General features: G+C 42.5%; 27 protein-coding genes, 1 pseudogene and 1 riboswitch. Of the genes and pseudogenes, 5 read left to right on the top strand and 23 right to left on the bottom strand.

Features of this window, described 5'->3' with window-relative positions; genetic code table 11:
• Window positions 1-9: 9 nt before the first annotated feature.
• From ACRPI0_RS10415 to ACRPI0_RS10430, 4 genes and pseudogenes are all read right to left on the bottom strand, one after another.
• Window positions 10-282, bottom strand: coding sequence for a hypothetical protein (locus ACRPI0_RS10415; protein WP_432352570.1), 273 nt, complete (start codon window positions 280-282; stop codon window positions 10-12).
• A gap of 61 nt (window positions 283-343) precedes the next feature.
• Window positions 344-472, bottom strand: a pseudogene (locus tag ACRPI0_RS10420) (hypothetical protein); the annotation flags it as partial.
• Window positions 473-491: 19 nt separating this feature from the next.
• Window positions 492-758 (bottom strand): hypothetical protein, encoded by a 267-nt coding sequence (locus ACRPI0_RS10425; RefSeq protein WP_432352571.1) that lies wholly within the window; start codon window positions 756-758, stop codon window positions 492-494.
• A 59-nt stretch (window positions 759-817) separates the two neighbouring features.
• The gene (locus ACRPI0_RS10430) at window positions 818-2,335 is read right to left on the bottom strand and encodes a leucyl aminopeptidase (RefSeq protein WP_432352572.1); all 1,518 of its coding nucleotides are present in this window, start codon (window positions 2,333-2,335) and stop codon (window positions 818-820) included.
• Window positions 2,336-2,450: 115 nt separating this feature from the next.
• Here ACRPI0_RS10430 and ACRPI0_RS10435 point away from each other — a divergent pair, with 115 nt between their 5' ends.
• On the top strand, window positions 2,451-2,927 hold the full coding sequence (locus tag ACRPI0_RS10435) for a divergent PAP2 family protein (protein ID WP_432352573.1): 477 nt from the start codon (window positions 2,451-2,453) through the stop codon (window positions 2,925-2,927).
• 34 nt (window positions 2,928-2,961) lie between these two features.
• Here ACRPI0_RS10435 and ACRPI0_RS10440 read toward each other — a convergent pair whose 3' ends face one another.
• On the bottom strand, window positions 2,962-3,234 hold the full coding sequence (locus ACRPI0_RS10440) for a YuiB family protein (RefSeq protein WP_432355938.1): 273 nt from the start codon (window positions 3,232-3,234) through the stop codon (window positions 2,962-2,964).
• Between the two features lie 199 nt (window positions 3,235-3,433).
• Window positions 3,434-4,651: an NAD(P)/FAD-dependent oxidoreductase gene (locus tag ACRPI0_RS10445; protein WP_432352574.1), complete on the bottom strand. Its 1,218-nt coding sequence runs from the start codon at window positions 4,649-4,651 to the stop codon at window positions 3,434-3,436.
• Window positions 4,652-5,050: 399 nt separating this feature from the next.
• On the opposite strand from ACRPI0_RS10445, the gene ACRPI0_RS10450 reads away from it, so the two are divergent.
• Window positions 5,051-5,422, top strand: a complete 372-nt coding sequence (locus tag ACRPI0_RS10450) for a peptidylprolyl isomerase (RefSeq protein ID WP_432352575.1) — start codon at window positions 5,051-5,053, stop codon at window positions 5,420-5,422.
• Between the two features lie 76 nt (window positions 5,423-5,498).
• Here ACRPI0_RS10450 and ACRPI0_RS10455 read toward each other — a convergent pair whose 3' ends face one another.
• Window positions 5,499-5,864: a HesB/IscA family protein gene (locus tag ACRPI0_RS10455; protein ID WP_432352576.1), complete on the bottom strand. Its 366-nt coding sequence runs from the start codon at window positions 5,862-5,864 to the stop codon at window positions 5,499-5,501.
• 118 nt (window positions 5,865-5,982) lie between these two features.
• On the opposite strand from ACRPI0_RS10455, the gene ACRPI0_RS10460 reads away from it, so the two are divergent.
• On the top strand, window positions 5,983-6,660 hold the full coding sequence (locus ACRPI0_RS10460; RefSeq protein WP_432352577.1) for a DUF2225 domain-containing protein: 678 nt from the start codon (window positions 5,983-5,985) through the stop codon (window positions 6,658-6,660).
• Between the two features lie 45 nt (window positions 6,661-6,705).
• On the opposite strand, the gene ACRPI0_RS10465 is transcribed toward ACRPI0_RS10460, so the two are convergent.
• Entirely contained in the window at window positions 6,706-6,942 is a 237-nt protein-coding gene (locus ACRPI0_RS10465) for a NifU family protein (RefSeq protein ID WP_432352578.1), read from the bottom strand.
• Window positions 6,943-7,024: 82 nt separating this feature from the next.
• On the opposite strand from ACRPI0_RS10465, the gene ACRPI0_RS10470 reads away from it, so the two are divergent.
• Complete coding sequence (locus ACRPI0_RS10470; RefSeq protein ID WP_432352580.1) at window positions 7,025-7,354, top strand: YuzD family protein; 330 nt, start codon at window positions 7,025-7,027, stop codon at window positions 7,352-7,354.
• A 107-nt stretch (window positions 7,355-7,461) separates the two neighbouring features.
• On the opposite strand, the gene ACRPI0_RS10475 is transcribed toward ACRPI0_RS10470, so the two are convergent.
• Window positions 7,462-8,526, bottom strand: a complete 1,065-nt coding sequence (locus ACRPI0_RS10475; RefSeq protein ID WP_432352581.1) for an NAD(P)/FAD-dependent oxidoreductase — start codon at window positions 8,524-8,526, stop codon at window positions 7,462-7,464.
• A 139-nt stretch (window positions 8,527-8,665) separates the two neighbouring features.
• Here ACRPI0_RS10475 and ACRPI0_RS10480 point away from each other — a divergent pair, with 139 nt between their 5' ends.
• Window positions 8,666-8,902, top strand: a complete 237-nt coding sequence (locus ACRPI0_RS10480; RefSeq protein ID WP_432355939.1) for a YuzB family protein — start codon at window positions 8,666-8,668, stop codon at window positions 8,900-8,902.
• Between the two features lie 101 nt (window positions 8,903-9,003).
• On the opposite strand, the gene ACRPI0_RS10485 is transcribed toward ACRPI0_RS10480, so the two are convergent.
• The 14 genes from ACRPI0_RS10485 to ACRPI0_RS10550 form a co-directional block, all read right to left on the bottom strand.
• Complete coding sequence (locus ACRPI0_RS10485) at window positions 9,004-9,774, bottom strand: TIGR01457 family HAD-type hydrolase (protein WP_432352582.1); 771 nt, start codon at window positions 9,772-9,774, stop codon at window positions 9,004-9,006.
• Window positions 9,761-10,225 (bottom strand): DUF86 domain-containing protein, encoded by a 465-nt coding sequence (locus ACRPI0_RS10490; RefSeq protein ID WP_432352583.1) that lies wholly within the window; start codon window positions 10,223-10,225, stop codon window positions 9,761-9,763. The genes ACRPI0_RS10485 and ACRPI0_RS10490 overlap by 14 nt, the downstream gene beginning before the upstream one ends.
• A gap of 89 nt (window positions 10,226-10,314) precedes the next feature.
• Window positions 10,315-10,674 carry a YutD family protein gene (locus ACRPI0_RS10495; RefSeq protein ID WP_432352584.1) on the bottom strand — a complete coding sequence of 120 codons (360 nt, stop codon included), beginning with the start codon at window positions 10,672-10,674 and terminating at the stop codon, window positions 10,315-10,317.
• A gap of 6 nt (window positions 10,675-10,680) precedes the next feature.
• Complete coding sequence (gene lipA / locus ACRPI0_RS10500; RefSeq protein ID WP_432352585.1) at window positions 10,681-11,610, bottom strand: lipoyl synthase; 930 nt, start codon at window positions 11,608-11,610, stop codon at window positions 10,681-10,683.
• Between the two features lie 176 nt (window positions 11,611-11,786).
• The gene (locus tag ACRPI0_RS10505) at window positions 11,787-12,494 is read right to left on the bottom strand and encodes an ABC transporter ATP-binding protein (protein ID WP_432355940.1); all 708 of its coding nucleotides are present in this window, start codon (window positions 12,492-12,494) and stop codon (window positions 11,787-11,789) included.
• A 2-nt stretch (window positions 12,495-12,496) separates the two neighbouring features.
• Window positions 12,497-13,273, bottom strand: coding sequence for an ABC transporter ATP-binding protein (locus ACRPI0_RS10510; RefSeq protein ID WP_432352586.1), 777 nt, complete (start codon window positions 13,271-13,273; stop codon window positions 12,497-12,499).
• Entirely contained in the window at window positions 13,263-14,213 is a 951-nt protein-coding gene (locus ACRPI0_RS10515; RefSeq protein WP_432355941.1) for a branched-chain amino acid ABC transporter permease, read from the bottom strand. Before ACRPI0_RS10515 ends, ACRPI0_RS10510 begins: the two co-directional genes overlap by 11 nt.
• 13 nt (window positions 14,214-14,226) lie before the next feature.
• On the bottom strand, window positions 14,227-15,102 hold the full coding sequence (locus ACRPI0_RS10520) for a branched-chain amino acid ABC transporter permease (RefSeq protein WP_432352587.1): 876 nt from the start codon (window positions 15,100-15,102) through the stop codon (window positions 14,227-14,229).
• Window positions 15,103-15,181: 79 nt separating this feature from the next.
• Entirely contained in the window at window positions 15,182-16,366 is a 1,185-nt protein-coding gene (locus ACRPI0_RS10525; protein WP_432352589.1) for an ABC transporter substrate-binding protein, read from the bottom strand.
• A 291-nt stretch (window positions 16,367-16,657) separates the two neighbouring features.
• Complete coding sequence (locus ACRPI0_RS10530) at window positions 16,658-18,235, bottom strand: Na+/H+ antiporter NhaC family protein (RefSeq protein ID WP_432352590.1); 1,578 nt, start codon at window positions 18,233-18,235, stop codon at window positions 16,658-16,660.
• Window positions 18,236-18,366: 131 nt separating this feature from the next.
• Window positions 18,367-18,545, bottom strand: a riboswitch (Lysine riboswitch).
• Between the two features lie 54 nt (window positions 18,546-18,599).
• Window positions 18,600-19,367 carry a sporulation protein YunB gene (yunB, locus tag ACRPI0_RS10535; protein ID WP_432352591.1) on the bottom strand — a complete coding sequence of 256 codons (768 nt, stop codon included), beginning with the start codon at window positions 19,365-19,367 and terminating at the stop codon, window positions 18,600-18,602.
• Between the two features lie 54 nt (window positions 19,368-19,421).
• Window positions 19,422-20,804 (bottom strand): bifunctional metallophosphatase/5'-nucleotidase, encoded by a 1,383-nt coding sequence (locus ACRPI0_RS10540; RefSeq protein ID WP_432352592.1) that lies wholly within the window; start codon window positions 20,802-20,804, stop codon window positions 19,422-19,424.
• Window positions 20,801-21,625, bottom strand: coding sequence for a sulfite exporter TauE/SafE family protein (locus ACRPI0_RS10545; protein ID WP_432352593.1), 825 nt, complete (start codon window positions 21,623-21,625; stop codon window positions 20,801-20,803). The genes ACRPI0_RS10540 and ACRPI0_RS10545 overlap by 4 nt, the downstream gene beginning before the upstream one ends.
• Window positions 21,626-21,627: 2 nt before the next feature.
• Window positions 21,628-22,488: a DUF72 domain-containing protein gene (locus ACRPI0_RS10550; RefSeq protein ID WP_432352594.1), complete on the bottom strand. Its 861-nt coding sequence runs from the start codon at window positions 22,486-22,488 to the stop codon at window positions 21,628-21,630.
• Window positions 22,489-22,562 lie beyond the last annotated feature (74 nt).

Consider the following 22,562-nt stretch of genomic DNA (forward strand, 5'->3'; position numbering starts at 1 on the left):
TTTTATTGTTTACCAGTAGCCATAGGGGCTGTAGTAAGGTGGGTATGAGTATGGATAATATCCTCCACCGTATGGTGGATATCCCCCACCGTAGCCTCCACCATAACCGTATCCGTAAGGTGAAATTGCATTACCGAGAACGCTACCGGCTAATCCACCTAGGAAGGGTCCGCCGAAGCCGTATCCAAAACCACCTCCGCCGAAACCTCTTCCTCCATCAAAACCTCTTCCCCCGCCAAAGCCTCTTCCACCGCCGAAATTATTGCCTCCATGTCGTGGCATCTTACTCCCCCTTTCCCACTATCCTATTCATTGGGCCAACAAAGGGGTAGGCAGACACCTATTACGATTCGCAAGTGTTTTCAGCAAAGCACTCGATGAACGTAGCTAATGTTCTTGTCATGGCACCTGTTGCGCCTTTAGGTCCTAGTACGTGTGGTGAATTCGCTTTAGATGTTCCTCCACTATCCAAGAAGTATCACCTACAAACATCAATACGGGTTGTAATAAGGCGGGCATGAGTATGGATAATAGCCACCGGGATAGCCACCGTATGGCGGATAGCCACCGTATGGCGGATACCCGCTACCGCGGCCACCACCGAATCCGTATGGTGTAATTGCACTACCGAGAAAACCGCCAACTAATCCACCTAGGAAAGGTCCGCCGAAGCCGAAGCCTAATCCACCTCTGCCGAAACCTATTCCTCCGCCAAAACCTCTTCCTCCACCAAAGTTATTGCCTCCGTGTCTTGACATCTTCCTCCCCCTTTCCCACTTATCCTATTCATTGGGCCAAGAAAGGGGTAGGCTGACACTTATAACGCCTCTGAATTGTCTTCAGCTAATCTCTCTATGAATGTTGCTAATGTTCTTGTCATGGCACCTGTTGCGCCTTTAGGCCCAAGTGCGTGTGGTGCATCTGCTTCAGACGTTCCTGCAATATCCAAGTGGATCCAAGGAGTATCCCCTACAAACTCTCCTACGAAACCGCCGCCAAAGATCATATGACCATCACGACCTGGTGAGTTGTTAAGGTCAGCTACTTCACTTTTACGAATACGCTTTTTATCGCTTTCCGTTAATGGCAAGCGCCAAACGAATTCTCCTGTTTCTACAGACGCTTCCATGAAGTCTTCAAAGAAGGCTTCGTTATTCGTCAATGCACCTGTTTTATCTTTACCGAGTGCAACAATTACTCCACCTGTTAGTGTAGCAACGTCTATTAGATAATTCGCACCTGATTGTTTTGCATACGTAACTGCATCCGCCAAGACAAGACGACCTTCAGCATCCGTATTCAACACTTCAATCGTTTTCCCTGAAAGTGAAGTAATGACATCATCCGGTTTGAATGCATCTCCGGAAACCATATTATCCGTAGAAGCAATTACTGCAATGACGTTTTGCGCTGGACGTAATTCACCGATGATTTGCATCGCACCGAATACAGCTGCAGCGCCGCCCATATCCCCTTTCATACCGACCATGCCTTCACGTGGTTTCAGTGAATAGCCACCTGTATCATAAGTGACTCCTTTGCCGACAAGTCCGACAACGTCCGTCCAGTCTTCATTTCCACCAGCATACTTAAGGACAATTAGACGCGGTTCTTCGACAGAGCCTTTATTGACTGCAAGGATTGCACCCATTCCGAGCTCTTCCATTTCTTTCTTACCTAGAATTTCAACTTCAAAGCCATACTTTTCAGCAAGCATCTCTCCATGCTCCGCCATCTTAACCGCAGTTAAAATATTTGGAGGTGTATTGACGAGAGTACGTGCAGAGTTTACAGCATCTGCATGGACAAGACCAACTTCAACTGCCGCTTTCAATTCTTCTTCGTCTGCAAAACTAACAAGCTCGACTGTATTAAATTCAAAGTCTTTTTCGTTTGAAGTAGTTTTATAGTCTGCAAATTGGTAGCTTCCTAAGATAAGACCTTGAAGGGATGCAAAAGCGACATCTTCGGCTTCGAGTTCTTCTGTGGTGAACGAATCGGCCCAAATGGAAGCGCTATCTACTTTCATTGATTTGAGCTCTTTCCCGAGCTTCGAGAAGACTTCAAGCAAACTTTGGTCTGTTAACTTTTTAGGTGCTCCTAGTCCGATGAAAACAACACGCTTGAACGCATGATCCCCCATCGCTGGGAGTTTAGTAATTACGTTTAACTCCGTCTTCACATCACCTGATTTAACCCATTCCGTCAACTTCCCATCGAATGCTTCATTAATGACATTCCAATTCGATTTGTTTTCAGGATGTTCAGGCACACCGATTACGAGTGCATCTAAATTGCTCTCTGTAATCTCTTTGTTTGTAATAATTGTTTTCATTTGACTACCTCCTCATTTTCATACATTCTTAATTATATACCAGTTCTTGAAGAAACCAAAAATTTCTTCGGTTTCCGGACTATTTTCTATCATACATCAGACGAGGAGTGCCTACATGACCATCTTGAACAATGTGCCACTGTTGGTTGCACTATTTGGAATTTTCTTCGCACAATTCGTTAAAATTCCGATTCACTTTTTACTCACTCGTGAGCTCGATTGGAAGTTAATGACCTCAACAGGCGGTATGCCAAGTTCTCACTCGGCTGCAGTGACAGCACTTACGACTGCAATTGCGTTCGAGCACGGACTCGATTCTTCGATGTTTGCCATCTCAGCAATCTTTGCTGTAATCGTTATGTTCGATGCGAGTGGCGTTCGCTACCAAGCAGGCCAGCAAGCATTGATCATTAATCAAATACGTGCAGACTTCCAAACATTCGTTAGTGGTACTAAGGGTTGGATTAAGAAAGACGATGTACAAAAGATTGTAGAGTTGAAGACGTTACTCGGCCACAAACCAAGTGAAGTGTTCGCAGGGGCAGTAACCGGCATCCTGATTTCGGTAATCACCTATTCATTTATTGTATAAAAAAACGCTCGGGCGACTTTCGCCTGAGCGTTTTTTAGAACATTTGATAGCCTTGTTTGCGCAAAAGCTTACTCACGAATCCCGAGAGAATTGCTCCAACTAAACCGCTTGAAAGAATAACGACGTCTACTGTATGCAACGCCATAAGTTTGTCTCCGAGCATACTGAACGCATGACCCGGTTTTGTAATATATTCATATGCCTTCACTTCATCAATAATTAAAATAACGACAATCGGATACACAATAGCCATGACCCACGACATACGTAGTAGCATATTGATCAAAAAGCCAATGCCGAAAAACATGACAATAAAGATGAGGACAGACAGAATAATTTCCGTCAGTGAAATTGTACTCAAAGCGATGACCTCCAGTTTCCTTAGTTCATTTTACCCGAATCCCTCTCGTCTTTCAACAGCTGTGACAACTGTCATGAAGTTGTTGAAAAGTTCATAAAAAAACACCCATCTCTAAAAAAGCAGACAAGTGTCGGAGATTTCAATATTAAAGAATATCAAACTTTCCTTTTTTGAATGTTAGACCAGCGCCACCGATTAAGTAAAGTGCACGGTTGTCTACCATTTTCTTCATGAATGATGCTTTTTTACCCGTCATTTTCTTACCGAAAGCTACACCGATTGCATCGCTTGACCCTAGAGAGGCAATACTACCTTTCAAGTCAGGAACGAATGCTTGAGTAGGTTGACCTTTCATAAGAGCAATTAGGTTATTTGCACACATGTCCCCTTGCTGCATCGCGATTTGAGCAGTAGGTGGGAAAGGACGATTGATTTCTTCGTTGATCATTAGTGCACAGTCACCTACGATGAAGACATCGTCAAATCCTGGAGCACGAAGATCCTTTTCAACTTTAACTCGAGCGCGCATGTTTTCAATACCCGTCTCTTCAATTAAACGGTTACCACGGACACCTGCAGCCCATACAACAGTACCAGCTTCGATGAATTCAAATTCGTCGTCGCCTATCTTCAAGTTAACCCCTTCAGGAGTCGCTTCAACAACTGGTGTACCAATTGAGAATTCGATTCCTTTAGACTTCAATTGACGTACAGCGTATTCAACCAACTCAGGGTCAAATCCTGGAAGAACCATCGGTGCAGCTTCTACACAAAGTACTTTTACTTTGTCCGCAGGTACATCGAACTCTTCACACAATTCTGGAACGCGATCTCCAAGTTCACCAAGGAATTCGATTCCTGTGAATCCAGCTCCACCAACAACAATTGTAAGACGGCTATCTTTTTTCACGTCTTCTAAAGACCACGTTGCGAATTGGTATTCAATATGCTCACGGATTTGGCGAGCTGCATTAACGTTTGCAATCGAAAGTGCATACTTATCAAGACCTGGAATTCCGAATGTTTCTCCTTCAAATCCAAGACCGATGACCAAATAGTCATAAGTATGCTTACCAGCAGATGATGTAACAATTTTCTCTTTTACATCAATTGCTTGAACTTCAGCTTTTACAAAAGAAACTTTGTCTTGTTTGATAACACGAGCGATATCATAGCGAACTTGATCAGCAGTTAATGTACCTGCCGCTGCTTCGTGTAACCAAGTAGATTCATAGTGGTAGTCATTCTTGTTTATAAGGATAATTTCTGCATCGTCTACGCCAAGTGATTTTTGTAGATTAACAACAGTAGCTAATCCACCATATCCTGCACCTAGAACTAGGATTGTAGGTCTCTTTTTCACGGGAATCGGTTCCACCTTTGCTTGTATGATGTGCCGTCTTGTAAAAATCACGTGATTCCTACAACCCAGCACTTTAAATTTTATATTCCTTATTAATAGTAGCCTTTTTGACCTGTTATATCAATAGCATATTAGGAATATAATCATTCATGTCGAAATATCCTGGTATTGTCTTCTTAAATTGACGAAAAAAGTGGAATTGAGCTATTTTACTGACGTTTACTTCCAATGAATCCTAGTTAAAAAAGATTCTACGAATATAAGATTTAAAATTCATAAGCGCTTCGTTAGTACTGGGACTTTGTTCCATCTTGAGAGTTTCCATCCGTAATGATATAGTTGAAAAAGTTATAACTTACCAGATAAATCAGTTTTCATTTAAGTGAAAGGAGTTACTAAATGAAGGGGTTAGTCATTGGATTGCTTTTCGCCTTAGTCTTAACCGGATGTTCAGTACCTGCTACTAGTTTAAAAGAAATAAAATCCGCTCCTACCAATGTGGAGTCGGTTATTGATAGTAATGTACCACTTCAATATATTACAACGGGTCAGACAGTTTCCTACGTCGTCTTCCATTCTTCTGGTGATGTAGTAGCGGACACAGACCTCCAAGACAATATACTGCTCATTAAATTTAATGTTGTAAACGAACAAGTTGGAGAACGCAAGCCGCATATTTACAAACTGACATCAGATTCAAAACATGACTCGCTCGATTTCCTAGTGAATGGTGAGTCACAAACGATTAGATCGTACGGTGTTGGCAATTAAATTTCCAAAAAAAGTCTCTCCGATTAGTTTCTGCAAAAACAGAACTTGTCGAAGAGACTTTTATTATCTATATCGATCAATCACAACTAGCTGGCGTTCCTGCTTTCTTGGCAGTTTTGAACGATGTCCCACATCCACATGAAGCAATGGCATTCGGATTTTCGATGGTGAACCCGCCACCCATCAAGGACTCTTTATAATCGATAACAGTACCTGCTAAAATGTCCGCATCTTCAGTAGATACAACAATGGGTACACCGTGAAGATCTAATACTTGATCGTTTGGAGCCTGTTCAGCGTCAAACCCCATACCATACGTGAGTCCACTACATCCGCCACCATTGACCGAAACACGTAAGAAAGAACCTTGTTCTCCATTATGCTCCATCATTTCTTTGACACGGTAGGCAGCTGCTTCGGATAAGTTAAGTAATTGTGTCATTGTATCCCTCCTAAGTTATCTCCATCATATCAATGATGGAAAATGCAATGCAACGAAATCCCCTTGTTCTGTTCAGGTTTGTTATAATAGAGTAGAATGCACGAAAGGATGATGCACTGTGGAAGTGACGCCATTTTACGACAAAAAAATGGTTTGCCTGAATTGTAAAGAATCCTTCACAACGACCAAAGTACGCTCTCGTTTTGCAAGGGTTGTTTCAACTGATAGTGATTTCAAACCGAACTACGCCGACAGTGACGTCAATCCGATGTTTTACAATATTGCGGTATGCCCAAGTTGTGGGTTTTCATTCACGGATGATTTTGCACCCTATTTTGCTCCGGGTACAAAAGAACAAATCGCATCTGTCATCACGGCTGGATGGCAACCACATAGTCTTGGCGGAGAACGGTCGCTTGAAGAAGCAATCTCCACTTACAAGCTAGGTTATTTAACGGCAATCGTCAAAAAAGAAAAACCACTCACCACTGCTGGGATCACGGCGCGAACCGCGTGGCTCTACAGGATCATGGAAAATAGAGCGGAAGAACAACGCTTTTTAACGTTAGCACGTAATTTATATGAAGAAGCGTATTCTGTAGCTGATCACGTAGGTACTCAGATGTCTGAACCACGTGTGCTCTATATGGTAGGCGAACTGTCTTGTCGTATTGGCGATCGAGAAAAAGCTGTACAGTATTTCTCAAAAATTATTGAAACACAAAAGACTTCGACCGAACCGCAGCTTATTGAACTGGCAAAGGAACGTTGGCAAGAAATACGACAAGAAAAATAAAACAGGAACGGACCTGTGGCCCATTCCTGCAAAGCCAATTGGCCTTTAGAAAACTTGTTCTACTTCTACAACGCCTGGTACTTCTTCAAGCAGTGCACGCTCGATACCAGCTTTCAATGTAATTGTGGAACTTGGGCACGTACCGCATGCGCCAAGAAGGCGTAGCTTAACAATTCCGTCCTCCACATCGATTAGTTCACAGTCACCGCCGTCGCGTAAGAGGAACGGACGTAATTTATTCAACACTTCTTGAACAGATTCGTTCATCGTTGCTTCTGCCATAGGTTTTAAACTCCCCTTTCCTTATAGTCATTATAAACTGGATCACGAAAAAAATCCAATAGAGAATCAGGAGGCGTTCGCTTTGAGAGCCAAACACGTTACAGTTGAAGTATACGGGGCAGAGATCATTTGTGCAAGTTGTGTGAATGCACCAACGTCAAAAGATACATATGAATGGTTGGATGCTGCCATTCAGCGAAAATATCCAAATCATCCTTTTGAGATTGTATATATTGATATTCAATCTGAAATTGAAAATGAACGGCAGCGTAATCTCGCTGAACTTGTAAAAGAAGATGAATATTTCTATCCACTCGTTCTAGTGAATGAAGAAGTGATCGGTGAGGGCTATATTCAACTCAAACCAATTTTCAAAGAGCTTGAAAAGCATGGATTCGTTGCTTCCATTTAAGTGATAATGGTGAAATTATAATTGAGAACTAAACTACTCTTAACTTGATAACGAAAAAAGCGTGTAAGACCGTCTCTCTCGGTCTCACACGCTTTTGTTTGTTCCAATTACCCGTTGTGCCACTTGTACATCCATAGTACTCCTGACTTCATTAGACGGGCAATGCGTCCAGTCACTGTGCGATCTGCTAAGTACGCAAATCCTTGTTTCTTACCTAGAGACCCCATAAAGCCTTTCAGCTTAATTTCCGGCATCTTTTCTGGCAGTGCTTCCCCGCTCCATAGGAGGCGAAGAACTGTCACGATCTGGTCTCCTTGTCCTTCCGCAAGCTGGGCGCTCGGTGCATGTGGGAGAGCAGCAATGTCCCCGACTACGAAGACATTTTCATATCCCGGAATTTGGTGATACTGATTCAACACAATTCGATTCGATTTATCTTTTTCAACATCTAGCTCGCGAACGACTTTGGTCGGTTGAATCCCTGCTGTCCATACGACTGCATCCACAGTAATTTGTTCTTCATGATTATGAAGGACATTCGATTCTACTTTAGTAATATTTGAGTTTGCAACAACATTCACGTCATTTTTTTCAAACCAACTTTGTATATAATTACTTAAGCGCTCCGGGAAGTCACGCAAGATTCGTGGACCTCTATCAAATAGTTTGATATTGAGATCTGATCGGCTTTCCCGAAGTTCACTCGCAAGCTCAATTCCACTTAGTCCAGCTCCAACAATTCCGACGGTCGCGCCGCCACTAAGATTCAGTAGCTTTTTGTATGTTTCGCGAGATTGACCAATCGTCTGGATACTGTACGTGAATTCATCAGCCCCAGGTACGTCATGGTAATTGTCTTCACAACCGAGTCCGATGACAAGTTGGTCATAATTCAGTTGTCTACCGTCTGTTAACAATACGCATTTTTCTTTTACTTCAATTCCTGCTATTTCACTTTCGATCACTTTAAGTCGCTCGTGCATCGGCAGAGCAACACGTACATCGCTGTCAGGGATAGTGCCCGAAGCGAGTGCATAGAATTCTGTTTTCAAACTATGGAATGATGTACGATCTACGAGTGTCACTTCTACGTCTGCGGGCAGATTGTTCAGCACACGCAGTAAAATCTTCATATTCCCGTAACCGGCTCCTAATAATACTAGTTTTTTCATAATAGTCTCCTTCATGTTAGAGATTTCCGTTGTTTCTTCACGTATGAGTATAACAGTTTGTGACGTTCTTCACAATAAGGCAGAGGCTTTGACGATAGAACAAAAAAAGAGTACGATCGTACAAGGTGAGGTGATAGGTGTGAACCCGATAGTTGAATTTTGCATTAGCAATCTAGCCAATGGTTCTCAAGAGACATTAGAAACGCTAGAAAGAGATCCGAATCTCGATGTTCTTGAATATGGCTGTCTGAGCTATTGCACGAAGTGTGCGGAGTCATTGTATGCGCTTGTGAATGGTGAAGTCGTTGAGGCGGATACACCAGCTGAGCTGACAGAAAAAATTTACGAGTTCATAGAGGAGAATCCTCTCTTTTAATAATAGGAAGATTGCAAAAAGGACTTGCCCCACATAGGCAAGTCCTTTTCTATTATACGTGGTAAGTTACTAGGCACAATTAGTTCAAGTATATGTAGACATTATCTTTCGTAACGCCATTCTGCTAACGTCTTAAACATATAAGTTGGCACTTCACTATGTGCAGCCACCTCTTCACGAGATGTCACACCGCCTTCAAGATGGAGAGTATCGATGCCATAGCGGATTCCGGAGAGAATATCTGTTTCGTAGTTATCACCGATCATAATCATTTCTTCTTTACGTGCACCACTTTGTTGGCGGATGAATTCGAGCATATACGATTGTGGCTTACCAATTATTGTTGGCGCGATTCCTGTTGACGCTCGGACGAGTTCAAGAAACGCTCCGTTGCCAGGCACTAATCCAATCTCATTAGGTACGGAGAGATCCCCGTTTGTTGCAATGAATTCAGCACCATTTCGAATCGCCAAACAGACGTGTGCTAATTTCTCATAAGTAATTTGACGATCAATTCCCATGATCACAACTTCCCCGCCTTGAGCAACAATATGAATGCCTTCTGCTACCAACGCTTCCCTCAATCCAGATTCACCAATCATTTGAACCGTTTTTCCAGCAAATTGCTGTGCACAATGAGTCGCACTTGCAATAGCGGTTGTCATAATGTGTGATTCCGTAGTTAAAACACCTAATTTTTGAAGCTTCTGCCGCTGCTCCGTTCGTGTACGTGAGGAATTATTTGTAATGAAATACGGCTCAATTCCCGATTCTTGCAGCGTTCGTATGAAGGCGACGGACTCAAGTATCGCTTGATTTCCTTTATAAACGGTACCATCCAAATCCAAACAGATTGTCTTATAACGATCCATGTGGAGAATCCTCTGGAAGAAATGCAGAAACAGGACCCAATTCGTTTTCTAAATACATAAGTACACAACTTGGAAACTTTTCGAGTGCTGGTATGCTTTCTGTAATGGTTTTCTCAACTTCTGTACGATCGACTTTCATAAAGTCACGAACAAGCATTTTTCGTAACTCAATCATCGCTTTAAGAGGCTGTTCCATATTACTACTAATCACTTTCTCGTCGTCCATAATATCGATGATGTCTTCATAACTTCCAGGATCTCGCATAATGAAACCATCAATCATGGTGTTTCCAACATCGATTAGCGACTCTATAAGACTTTGTGCAATACGTTCCAGCGCCAATTCCTTCAATAGACTCTCTTGCCAATTCCGTTCAGATGAAAATTGAGCAAGTAGTTCTTCCATATAAGCAAGCGTCTCACTGATTTTTTTCCGGTCAATAAAATACATACGGGTTCCTCCTAGAATATCTTTGTTATAACTTCATACAGAAACGGACGTCATAGAGAATTCTCCAAGACGTCCTACTCAATTAGGGATTATGGTGTTTGCGGACTCTCTTCTACAATAGGGATTTCCTGTATTACAGAGGGTTCCACTTGGTCTTTTTTCACTTTCCCTACTTTTTTCAAAATGAAATGAGAACATCCAAAGTTACAGTATTCATAGAGATAATCCTGTAACGTGCTGATCTTTGTTTCATAAGTCGCTTTTGCATTACGGTCTTCAAAAAAGCCTTTAAGACGGAGTTGTCCATATCCCCAATCTCCAAGAATGTAATCATATTTTAATAGGATTTCACTGTATCGACTCAGCAATGCTTCGTTATCGAATCCTTCACGAAAGTTTTCGACAATCTCAAATTCGTACTGATCCAATGTAATTAGTCCTTCTGTCATGGCGACTCAGCCTTTCACAGTCAAGGATTCAAGCAGTTCTTCGCCTTTACGCTGACGCTCTTTCGCTGCTGCGTTCACTTGCTCGTCTGCATGGTAACTTGAACGAACGAGTGGGCCAGACTGACAATGCGAAAAGCCTTTACTCATCGCAATTTCAAAGAGTTCCTTGAATTCCTTTGGCGTGTAATATTTTTGTACAGTTAAATGTTTTTTACTTGGTTGTAAGTACTGACCAATCGACATAATGTCTACTTGGTTCGCACGTAAATCATCCATTGTCTCTATTATCTCTTCCCACGTTTCCCCGACACCTAACATGATTGATGACTTAGTAGGTATCTCAGGATACATCTCTTTTGCCCGACGAAGCAACTCCAACGATCGATCATATGTCGCACGTGCACGAACTCTTGGTGTCATCCGTCTTACTGTTTCAATATTATGATTCAAAATATCCGGTTTTGCATCCATGAGACGTTTAATATTGTCGTAATCTCCACCCATATCAGAAGGAAGTACCTCAACTGTCGCAAATGGATTTTTTCTTCGGATCGCACGAATCGTTTCAGCGAATACTGCAGATCCACCATCTTTTTGGTCATCACGTGCAACTGCTGTAACGACAACGTGTTTCAAATTCATAAGTACTACCGAATCAGCGACACGTTCCGGCTCTGCCAAATCTAACTCTGTTGGCAATCCTGTTTTGACGGCACAAAAACGGCAAGCTCTTGTACATGTATCTCCGAGGATCATGAATGTTGCAGTTCGTCGCTCTCCCCAACACTCATGTATGTTTGGACAACGCGCTTCTTCACAAACTGTGTGAAGGTTTTTCTCACGCATCATCTTTTTTAAATCTGTGTAGTTTTCGTTCGTATTCAGCTTAATTTTAAGCCAATCCGGTTTACGAATATGCTCTTTTTTATTTTCCACCCCAGGTTTGCATGACACAGCTTCCATCTCCATTCCATTCCATTTAAGCGTTTACTTTTTTCCCCACTAGCAATAATGTAACATATATTCAGAAAGCGAACAACTTGATGACTAAAGGGTTACAACAAGAAAAGCGCCCCGCAAACGGACGCTTTTTTCTTTCATTATTTTGTTGATTAATGGCTACCAAGATAAGCGTTTTTCACTTCTTCACTCGCTTGTAATTCCGCTGCAGTTCCAGAAAGAATCACACGTCCCGTTTCAATCACATATCCTCGGTCTGCAATCGATAACGCAATGTGTGCATTCTGTTCGACTAATAGAATAGTTGTACCCGCTGCATTGATATCTTTCACCGTCTCAAAAATTGTTTTTACCATTAACGGAGCAAGTCCCATAGAAGGTTCATCTAATAGAAGTAACTTAGGGCGTGCCATTATCGCTCTTCCCATGGCCAGCATTTGCTGCTCCCCTCCTGAAAGGGTTCCTGCTGTTTGTTTACGACGCTCATATAGTCTCGGGAAGATGCTATAGACTTTCTTAAAATCCTTTTCAATTTCAGCTTTGTCTTTCCTCAAGTAAGCGCCAAGCTCAATATTCTCTTCAACAGACATATCCGCAAACACACGACGCCCTTCAGGTACTTGAGAAACACCCATTTTAACAATCGTTTGAGCAGGTTTACCACTAATGATTGAGTCCTGGTACGATATAGTTCCTTCTTTCGGTTTCAACAGTCCGGACAAAGTTTTCAAGAGTGTACTTTTCCCTGCTCCATTCGCACCGATCAGAGTAACGATTTCGCCCTCATTGACCTCTAGTGAAACACCTTTTAATGCATGGATGCTGCCGTAATAGACGTTCAAATCTTGGATGCTCAGCATGCTCATACAATTTCCTCCCCCAAATAGGCTTCAATTACTTTAGGATTATTACGAATCTCTTCCGGTACCCCTTCTGCTAAAAGAACACCATGATCTAGAACGTAGATCCGTTCACAAATCCCCATTACCAAGTTCATATCATGTTCAATCAGCAAAATCGTTAAATCGAATTGGTTTCGGATGAACGCAATTAGATCCATCAATTCTTTCGTTTCAAACGGGTTCATCCCGGCTGCTGGTTCATCTAACAAAAGCAAATGAGGATTCGCAGCGAGTGCACGTGCGATTTCTAAACGTCGCTGTTTTCCATAAGGTAAATTTTTAGCGGTTTCATCTTTGTATTGGTCTAGTTCAAAAATCTTTAAGAACTCCATCGCTTTCGTTTCCATTTCGTGTTCACTCTTAAAATAAGGTGGGAGTCGAAAGATCGAACTCGCCACGGAGTCATTTGCTAATGAATGATACGCTACCTTTACATTATCCAGTACAGAAAGTTCGTTGAACAGCCGGATATTTTGGAAGGTACGACTCATCCCTAAACGAGTTACTTTAAAAGGAGCGAGCCCATTGATTTTCTTCCCATCAAAAAGGATTTGTCCTTCTGTTGGAACGTAAACTCCTGTAAGTAAGTTGAAACTTGTGGTCTTCCCGGCTCCATTCGGCCCGATTAGTCCAACCAGTTCCCCCTTGTTAATTTTCATATTGAATCCAGAAACTGCTTTTAGCCCTCCGAATTGGATGCCGACGTTTTGCACATCTAACAATACCTCACTGCTCATGCTGTTTTCCCCCTTTCGGACGCATCCACAGTTTCAAGTAATCCGTGAATTCCATTTTGCCCATCAACCCTTTTGGACGGTATAGCATAACAATGATGAGCACTAAACTGTAGATGATCATACGAGTCTCTGGGAAGTCTTGAAGGAATGTCGAAACAATCGTAAGTAGGATTGTTGCAACAATTGCACCAGACAAGCTGCCTAGACCGCCTAACACAACGTATATCAAAATGTCGATTGATTTAAGAAATCCGAAGTTTGACGGTTGGATAATGTAAAAGTTATGTGCATATAACGCGCCTGCAACGCCTGCAAAAAACGAACCGATTGCAAATGCTAGGACTTTATAATACGTCGTATTAATACCCATTGCGTCTGCAGCAATTTCATTTTCTCGTATAGCGATACACGCACGACCATGTCTTGAATTGGTGAAGTTCACGATGACTAAAATCGTTACAAACAGACAGATGAACGTATACGTCCAAGTCGTTAAATGCGTAACTTGCATTCCAGCTGCTCCGCCAACATAATCGATATTCAAGAAAATGATCCGAATAATTTCAGCAAATCCGAGTGTTGCAATGGCTAAGTAATCGCCACGAAGACGCAAGCTCGGAATTCCAACGACTAGACCTGCAAGTGCTGCTGCAATTCCTGCAATTAAAATCGCTGCAAAGAATGGCAAGTCTAGTTTCATCGTCATAATCGCAGAGACATAAGCGCCGACTGCAAGGAATCCTGCGTGCCCGAGTGAAAACTGACCTGTAATACCAATTACTAAATGTAAACTGACAGCCAGCATAATGTTAATGGCCATAAAGATCAGTGTATTGGAATAGAAATTATTTAAAAATCCTCCACTTATCATAAACTGGGTAGCAGCGAAGATTGCAATTGCCAAAATGGCAAATACCCAAAACTGTTTAGACTTTTTCATCATTTCAATTCACCTACACTTTCTCTCTTATGTTTTTGCCGAAGATGCCAGAAGGTTTAAAGATTAAGATTAAAATTAAAATAATAAACGCTGCAGCATCCCGCCACAAGGAGAATCCAAGTGCGCTGACAACTGTTTCTACTACGCCTAAAACAAGTCCACCTGCAACTGCTCCTGGAATGATTCCGATACCTCCCAGTACAGCGGCAACGAATGCTTTCAAACCTGGAATAACGCCCATTAACGGGTCGATTTTCGTATAATAGATACCGAAAATGACGCCAGCGGCTCCAGCAAGTGCAGACCCGATAGCAAATGTTGCTGAAATCGTGTTGTCCACGTTGATGCCCATCAGTTTAGCGGCTTCTGCATCATACGATACAGCACGCATCGCCTTACCAATCTTTGTCTTATGTACAATGAACTGCAAAACGAGCATCAAACCGACAGATACGGATAGGATTAGAATCGCCTGTGTACTGATTTGAGCACCGAAGAAGTTAAAAGATTTGTTTGCAAACACTTGTGGGTAAGCAGCTGGTTGTGCACCTCTAAAGTAAATCACTCCATTTTGGATGAGCAAAGAAACTCCAATGGCAGTAATAAGTGCTGCAATCCGTGTTGCATTCCGTAAACGTTTGTAGGCAATCCGTTCAATAACAACACCGATTACTGCACAAGACACCATTGAAATTAAGAGTGCTGGGAAAAAGCCTAGCCCCCAACCTGCAATTGAAATATAGCCAATGAATGCACCTATCATGAACACTTCGCCATGCGCGAAGTTGATTAACTTAATAATGCCGTATACCATCGTATACCCAAGCGCAATTAGCGCATAAATACTACCTAAAGAAATACCGTTAACTAGTTGCTGAATCCACTCCATGAAGTCTCACTCCTTTTTTCCACCTGACATTCATCCAAAAAAAGAAGGCAGGGAGAGAGTTCCCCCGCCCCTCATGAAATTAAGGATTTACCTTCGTGTTGAAAACCTGCTCGCCATCCTTATATTCAAGGATCGTTGCTGATTTAATTGGGTGGTGGTTTTCATCTACTGAATATTTACCTGTTACAAGATCGAGTCCATCTGTTTTTTCAAGTGCGTCTTTGATTTTTGTAGAATCTACACTTCCTGCACGCTCGATTGCGTCTTTCAACAAGTACACTGTGTCATATCCAAGCGCGTTGAACGCATCTGGAGATTTGCCGTACTCTTCGTTGAACTTGTCATTGAACGCTTTAACCGCGCCATCAGGATCGTCAGAAGAATAGTGGTTTGTTGTATACGTATTGTTTAGAGCATCTTTTCCTGCAAGTTCTAACAATGTTGGAGAATCCCAACCGTCAGCACCCATAAGTGGAACGTCGATACCCATTTCACGTGCTTGCTTTACAATCAAGCCAACTTCTTCATAGTAACCAGGGATGAAGATGAATTCCGGCTTTGCTGATTTGATACGTGTTAATGTAGAACGGAAATCAGAGTCTTTCGCAACATAAGACTCTTCAGCGATAACTTTTCCGCCTGCTTTTTCAAAGTCCTTCTTGAAAGATGCAGCAAGACCTTTTGAATAGTCACTTGAATTATCCGAGAAGATTGCAACATTTTTAACGCCAAGGTCATTAGCTGCAAAGTTTGCTGCTACCGTCCCTTGGAAAGGATCGATGAATGATGTACGGAAGACGAATTCGTTAACTTCACCTTTGTCATTGACCGTAACTGACGGGCTCGTTCCAGATGGACTGATTAGTGGTGTCTTATTATCATTTGCAATCTGAGCTTGGGCAACGGTAGCTCCACTTGTTGCAGCTCCGATAATTGCCACAACTTTTTCTTGTGTCGTCAGTTTAATCGCTGCGTTTGTTGCTTCAGCAGCATCTGATTTATTATCGATTTTTACGAGTTTAATTTTTTTACCATCAATACCCCCATCTTCGTTGATTTCATCAACTGCTAACTGAATACCATCAGCTTCAGATGTTCCGTACGATGCTACTGCTCCTGAGAGTTCGAGGTTAACCCCGATTTTAATCTCATCACTGTCTTTAGATCCTGATGCCCCATCCTTCTCTCCTTGAGAACAGCCAGCGAGGAGACCAACGCCAAGCGTCATTGCTGCAAGTAAACTCCATGCCCGTTTAAATTTCATTTTTCTTCCCCCTTATTTAACTATTCTGAAATTTCCACAGAAAGGACAGCGTAGTTGGAGCAACGTCATCCGAACCCGTTCTTTTTCTCTCTGTATCCCTATTCTAAAACAAACTTCTAATTCAGTCTATACAAATTTTCAAAATTTTATTACTAGATTACTAATTTGCTCATTTCCCGACAGTTCTGACCTCTAGATATTGGGAACTATTGCTTATTTACTAGTACTTCATCCGAATGGAACGTAAAAAAAGGTATTCTTCACAACTATGGAAGAATACCTTTCTTTCTTTTATTCAGCTACGATTTCTACTCTTTTTTTTGAATTTCTTACGTTCCACACTGTGAATAGCGCTGCAAGAATAATAATTACGGCTACGAGTCCGATCCAAACCGATCCGGTTATCCCAAGAACAATGTACCCTGCTGTCGCAATTGCCGCTGCAATGAGTGCATACGGTAATTGCGTAGCTACGTGATCGATATGGTTACTACCTGCTCCTGTTGACGAAAGAATCGTTGTATCCGAAATTGGTGAACAGTGATCTCCGAAAACTGCGCCTGCTAATACAGCGGATAATGCAGGTAACAATAATTCCGGTGCAGCGTTGACCATGATTGAACCTGCAATCGGAAGTAAGATACCGAATGATCCCCATGATGTCCCAGTAGAAAAGGCCATTAATCCAGCTAATACAAAAAGAACAACTGGGAGGAAAGCGACTGGAATGTTAGACTTCGCAACTGCTTCAGATAAGAATAATCCTGTTTCCAAAATGTCGATCAAATGCGTGAGTGACCAAGCTAAGATAAGGATAAGAACCGCTGGCATCATGGCTTTTGTACCACTGACGAACGCTTTCCCAACAAGGCCCCACGAAGCTGTTTTGTTGACGTTGAACTGATTTGCATAAAGAACGATTGCAACGAGCGTTCCTATAATTCCACCAGCAACAAGCGACAATGGAACATCCGTATTCTCAAAGATTGCCCATAAATTCATTTCTTTGCCGTTTCTATATCCGGTAATGACCATCGTTGCAAGCGTAACGGCAACAAGTGTCACAATTGGCGCAATAAGATCTCTTACACGTCCGTGAGCGTGTTCAGGGAATTCATCTTTCAACTGTCCAGGGATCTCTTTGTTTGGATCGTATAGTTCCCCTTTTTCTTCTGCACGCTGTTCGTGCTCTTTCATTGAGAAAAAGTCGATGTTGGTCCAAGCGAAGAAGAATACCATTGCTAATGTTGCAATTACATAGAAATTCATCGGTGCCATCATGATAAATGCTGCTAGTGGCGAGTAATTGACGGTCGCTGTCGTAGCGAGAATAATCGCAAGTTGACCAATCAGGAATGCGCCCCAGCTCGATACAGGCGAAATCACACAAATTGGTGCGGACGTTGAGTCAATGAAGTACGCGAGCTTTGCACGTGAGATCTTGTGACGATCTGTAATCGGTCGCGCGATTTGACCTACCGCAAGTGCATTAAAGTAATCATCTACAAAGATTACAATTCCTAATACCATCGTTAGAAGTTTGGCACTTCGGCGAGTTCGGATGCGTGTTACCGCCCACTCTGCAAATGCACGGCTACCTCCCGATAGACTTACAAGTGCTGTAATGACACCTAACAATAAGATGAATACCATAATTAAAATATTATACGTATTCACTGCTCCATCAGCCCAAAACGAAACAATGAGAGCTTTACCTAACTGAATTGCCGACTCCACTGGTGCAAAGGAAGCGACTAGTAATGCAGCGGACAAAATTCCTGCTCCAAGCGATAGTAATACCCGCTTCGTCGTAAGTACCATAACAATGGCAATCACTGGCGGCAGGATCGATAACCAAGTTCCAATCATTCCAATCTCCTCCTTCATTGTAGTTAAGTAACCGGGGAAACAAAAAAGCCGACACCCTTTTCACTTTTTCAAGTGGACCGGGTATCGGCTATCTACATGTCGTTGTTTGATAAACATTTCGTTATCTCACTGACGATTGTAGCTCATCATGGACAAAAACTGCCCCTGACAGTGTCATTCCTCTTCGAAATGACCCCAGCCTAATGGAATTGACGGTCCATTTGACTTCGGCAATGTTTCCTTTCTCACATGGTCTACGATGTCTGTCTCGCATGTGATACTTATAAACAATGCAGCCTCTACCCTATCGATTACGTTATTACTAGTTAATCATAACAATAAACGATAGAACATGCAAGGTGACTTATGGCTTCTTTACATCCTGCAAAGGTACTTCAATATTTGCTGGACTCTGCCCACCTTTCGTATAGATTTGTGGAACGACTCCTTGGATAATTCCAATTGCAATTGGGAATTGTTGCACCACTGTACTTTCCTTCGTTGCGATTGGAATAATGATTTGGACATTGACGGTCAATTTCATATTAACTTCCATGTAGACGTTGTTGATGCCATACTCCGTTAACTTTGTATCTACGTCCGCATGGACATCACCGACAATATGAAATCGGATTGGAATTTTAGGCCCAAGATTCCCAAGGAGTGGGATATCAGCAACTTGACCAATTGGAACGAAAAAGACGACGCCACCATGCTTTTCCATTTCCGTTGTATCGAATTTTATGCCATCACTTTGCGGTAACATCTCTAGATCACCTGATTCTGCACGATCTAAATGTTGTTCCACAAGTTCATGGATTTCAGCCATGATTTGATTAATCGTTTCCGCATCCACTTTCATCGTAACGGTATCCGTACTATCGTTCGGGATATTTATAAGAATATCATTTGCATCTAAAACACTTGTCGATCGCGATTGAATAGCCTGACTGATAACATGTGCTGCAATTTTACGAGTTTGCACTTCGGCATAGTTCATGTATATCGGTTTCAATTTCATATTCAAATAAAAGAAACTTCCGAGTATCGTGATTAGAAGGGCAGGAATGATGAACTTAATCCATCTTCTTTTCCTTTTTTGTCTCTTAGGCGCTTGCATATGAAATTTCAAAAAGCGACGCCTCCCTATTCTAGATTATGAAAGGGAGGCGTCGCATATACCTTGTTATGAAGTTGTTCCGAAGAGCCGAGCACCATACGAGCCTACAATGTCTCGAATAAGCTCCGGTACATAGTAGTCAATTTTCTCGAATTTCATGTTCGGATAAAAGAATCCGAACGTAAACATGTCAAGTGTTGCTAACGTATACTCACGATCTGGTTCAGCGATGTTCTCACCAATGTAAAGGACATCATTTTTCATAGTAAGATTCGTATGGATCATCACACCCATCATAGTGCCTCTGAAACCTAGCCCTCTCACTTCAGTACGGGCCCAGTCTGGATGACAGGAAATCTCGTAATATTCCCTGAGCGCACGGCCGGTCAATGTAATTACACACGCATTGATTGGATGTGGAAGGATACGGTGCAAGTCTCGCTTAGTAACCACACCTGCTTGAAGTTGACCAAGAAAAATTCCGGCATTGAATAGTCCGCAATCCGCTTTTGTATACGCGAGTAATGCTTGACCAAACAAATCCGACAACGGACTTGCGCCAAATAAATTTTGTCCAAGGTTTTCCGGAGTCGTGAACACTGTTTCATCCAGCAACTCCGTGCCCCCTGTAATCATCTGATATACTTGTTTACTCAATACTGGGTCCGCTGGAAGCTCTTCTGTTGGAATGACAGATGCCGTCTTGTCAATCACATGGCTATTCTCAAAAGTGATGGTGACATGCCCGACATATTGCCCGAACTTACCTGTCGCAGCTAATAACGTATTTTCGACTTGCTCTCCGTGAATGAACAAATGATGGGTATGCGCACCTAATATCACGTTGATGTCCGATGACTCTGTCGCTAAAAGCCGGTCCTCATTGACACCTAGGTGAGAAAGACAAACAATACAGTCCACTGTTTCTTTCAACTTGGATGCTAGATTTACGAGTACATTTCGCGGCTCGATAATCGACCAGTCTAACTTGCTGTAAAATAGATCATACACAGCAGTGGCACCAATAACAGCTAGTTTCAATCCTTCATTAGTTGTGTATATTTGATAAGGAACAGCCCAGTCTAGCGTACTGCCGTCTACGTATGTTAAATTGGCAACGATGACGTCAAACTGCGCATCCTTATACAATTGTGCAAGTGCATTGTGAGACAGCGTGATGCCTTCATTATTTCCAATCGTCACGGCATCATAGTGCGCCTGATTCAGTAGCTCGACATTTCCTTTGCCTTCTGTTGCTTCTGTAAACGGATGCGACCGGTCAACGAAATCCCCGAGATCGAACACATAACAGGTCTCACCCGCCTGTTCATGGAGTTTGCGTTGGTCCAGTAGATATCCGCTAATTTCTGGCCAATTGTCAAAATGACTATGAATGTCGTTTGTATGATAAATATGAATGGTTTCTGTTTTTCCTGCTATCATAGTCATCCCCAAATCCCATCAATTACTGAATTAATTCCGAATAGCAGTAGCAACACTCGTAAAACGACGACGAGCGTTTCCGAGCTCATTTTCTTATTCAACATCGATCCGAGAGTACCCCCGATATATGCACCTGGGATGACTGCGAGTGAGTAGAGCCATGGAACGTGTCCGAGATAGATATGCGTCCCTGAGTTGATGATAGCTGACAAAAACACCATGAGCATGGACGTCCCCACTGCCACGTGTGGTGGAAATAAGAATAATAACAACATTGCAGGTACGATCATCGCGCCGCCACCTATGCCGAATAGACCTGACATTAAGCCAATCACAAATGTCAGAAGAAGAGCGAACCAGATCGGATAGCCGTACACATGGGTCTCACCTTGCTGATCAGTGAATGCTATTTCTTTCCCGTGATCCACAAACCAATTGATTGGCTTTAAATACTTTTTAACGAGCAATAGACCCGCTAAAAAGATGAGTAGAATGCCAAAGTATAAGTTGAAAGATCCTAAATCGAGGTTCTTGTTAAAAAAAGCACCTAAAATCGTTCCCGGGACACTCCCCGCGAAAAAGATGAATCCACTTCGATAATCCACTGTTTTCGCTTTCATATGGAAAAGTGTCGATGACAAGCCGTTGAATACCATCATGATGACGGACATCCCTACGACTGTCTGCGGTGTCACGTGCGGAATCCATCCTAAATCGATTCCGACTAATAGTGTAATAGGAACAAAAATAGTCCCCCCGCCCAGTCCAACAAGTGAACCGACGACTCCTGAAAGCATGCCAATCACGATCAGTAAAACATATTCCATCGTTATTCCCCCTCAAAGATGTCGAGCTGTTTAGGAGCCAGGTCATCAAAAGAGAGTTGAAGCATTTTTTGAAACCGCTTGGCGTTCTCTGCAGCATGCCCACCTGAATTATTATTAAAAATAACCGCTACATATTCAGCTTGCTGCGCAACTCTCTCCACAGCTGATTGAATCCCTGCCAACTCGGCATTTGTATAGTCATATAAGTACCTGATTTTCCTCCATGCTTCACGGCTACCGCCTGGGTTACGCCACCCCGTAATGTTTCTTCCGTGAAGGCGGATTACCGCTTTGTCGCTTCTTGTAACGCTCGGAACGAAAGGTACACTTCCTGTACCTACTTGCGGTTCATCGGCAATGACATGAATTAACTGATTTTCTTTCAGGAAACGCAAGGTCTTTTCACGGAGCTCATCTGCATACCATGACTGATGGCGAAACTCGATTCCAATATCGAATCCTTCTAATTGCTTACTTATGTATCTTATTTCATCCACGTTCTCTTTGACACAATCGAACCATGGCGGGAATTGCACTAAAATCAGAGTTAGCTTGCCAGCTTCTTGTAACGGGCCCATCGATAACCGAAAGAGCTCAAACATTTCTTCTTTCGATTCGTACGGCAATTCACCACGTAAATGCCCTGTCATCCCTTGATATGCTTTGACGATGAACCCGAAGTGAGCAGGCGTCTCCTGTATCCATTTTCGGATATTGCGCTCAGGTTGTATCGCATAGAACGTTGCATCAAGTTCTACAACTGGAAAATGAGCACTATAGTCCATCAGTTTTTGTTTTGCTGTCGATGAGGGCGCATATACATCCGGATGATCCCCCCAACCAGTTAATCCGATTTCAATCATATATAGCCCTCCATTTCATGTACCCATTTGTTACCCTCATCATAGCATATGTAACCCCTTTTTTCGGTCTTTGG

Source organism: Sporosarcina sp. A2 (assembly GCF_050858885.1).
In the GTDB taxonomy this organism is placed as follows: domain Bacteria; phylum Bacillota; class Bacilli; order Bacillales_A; family Planococcaceae; genus Sporosarcina.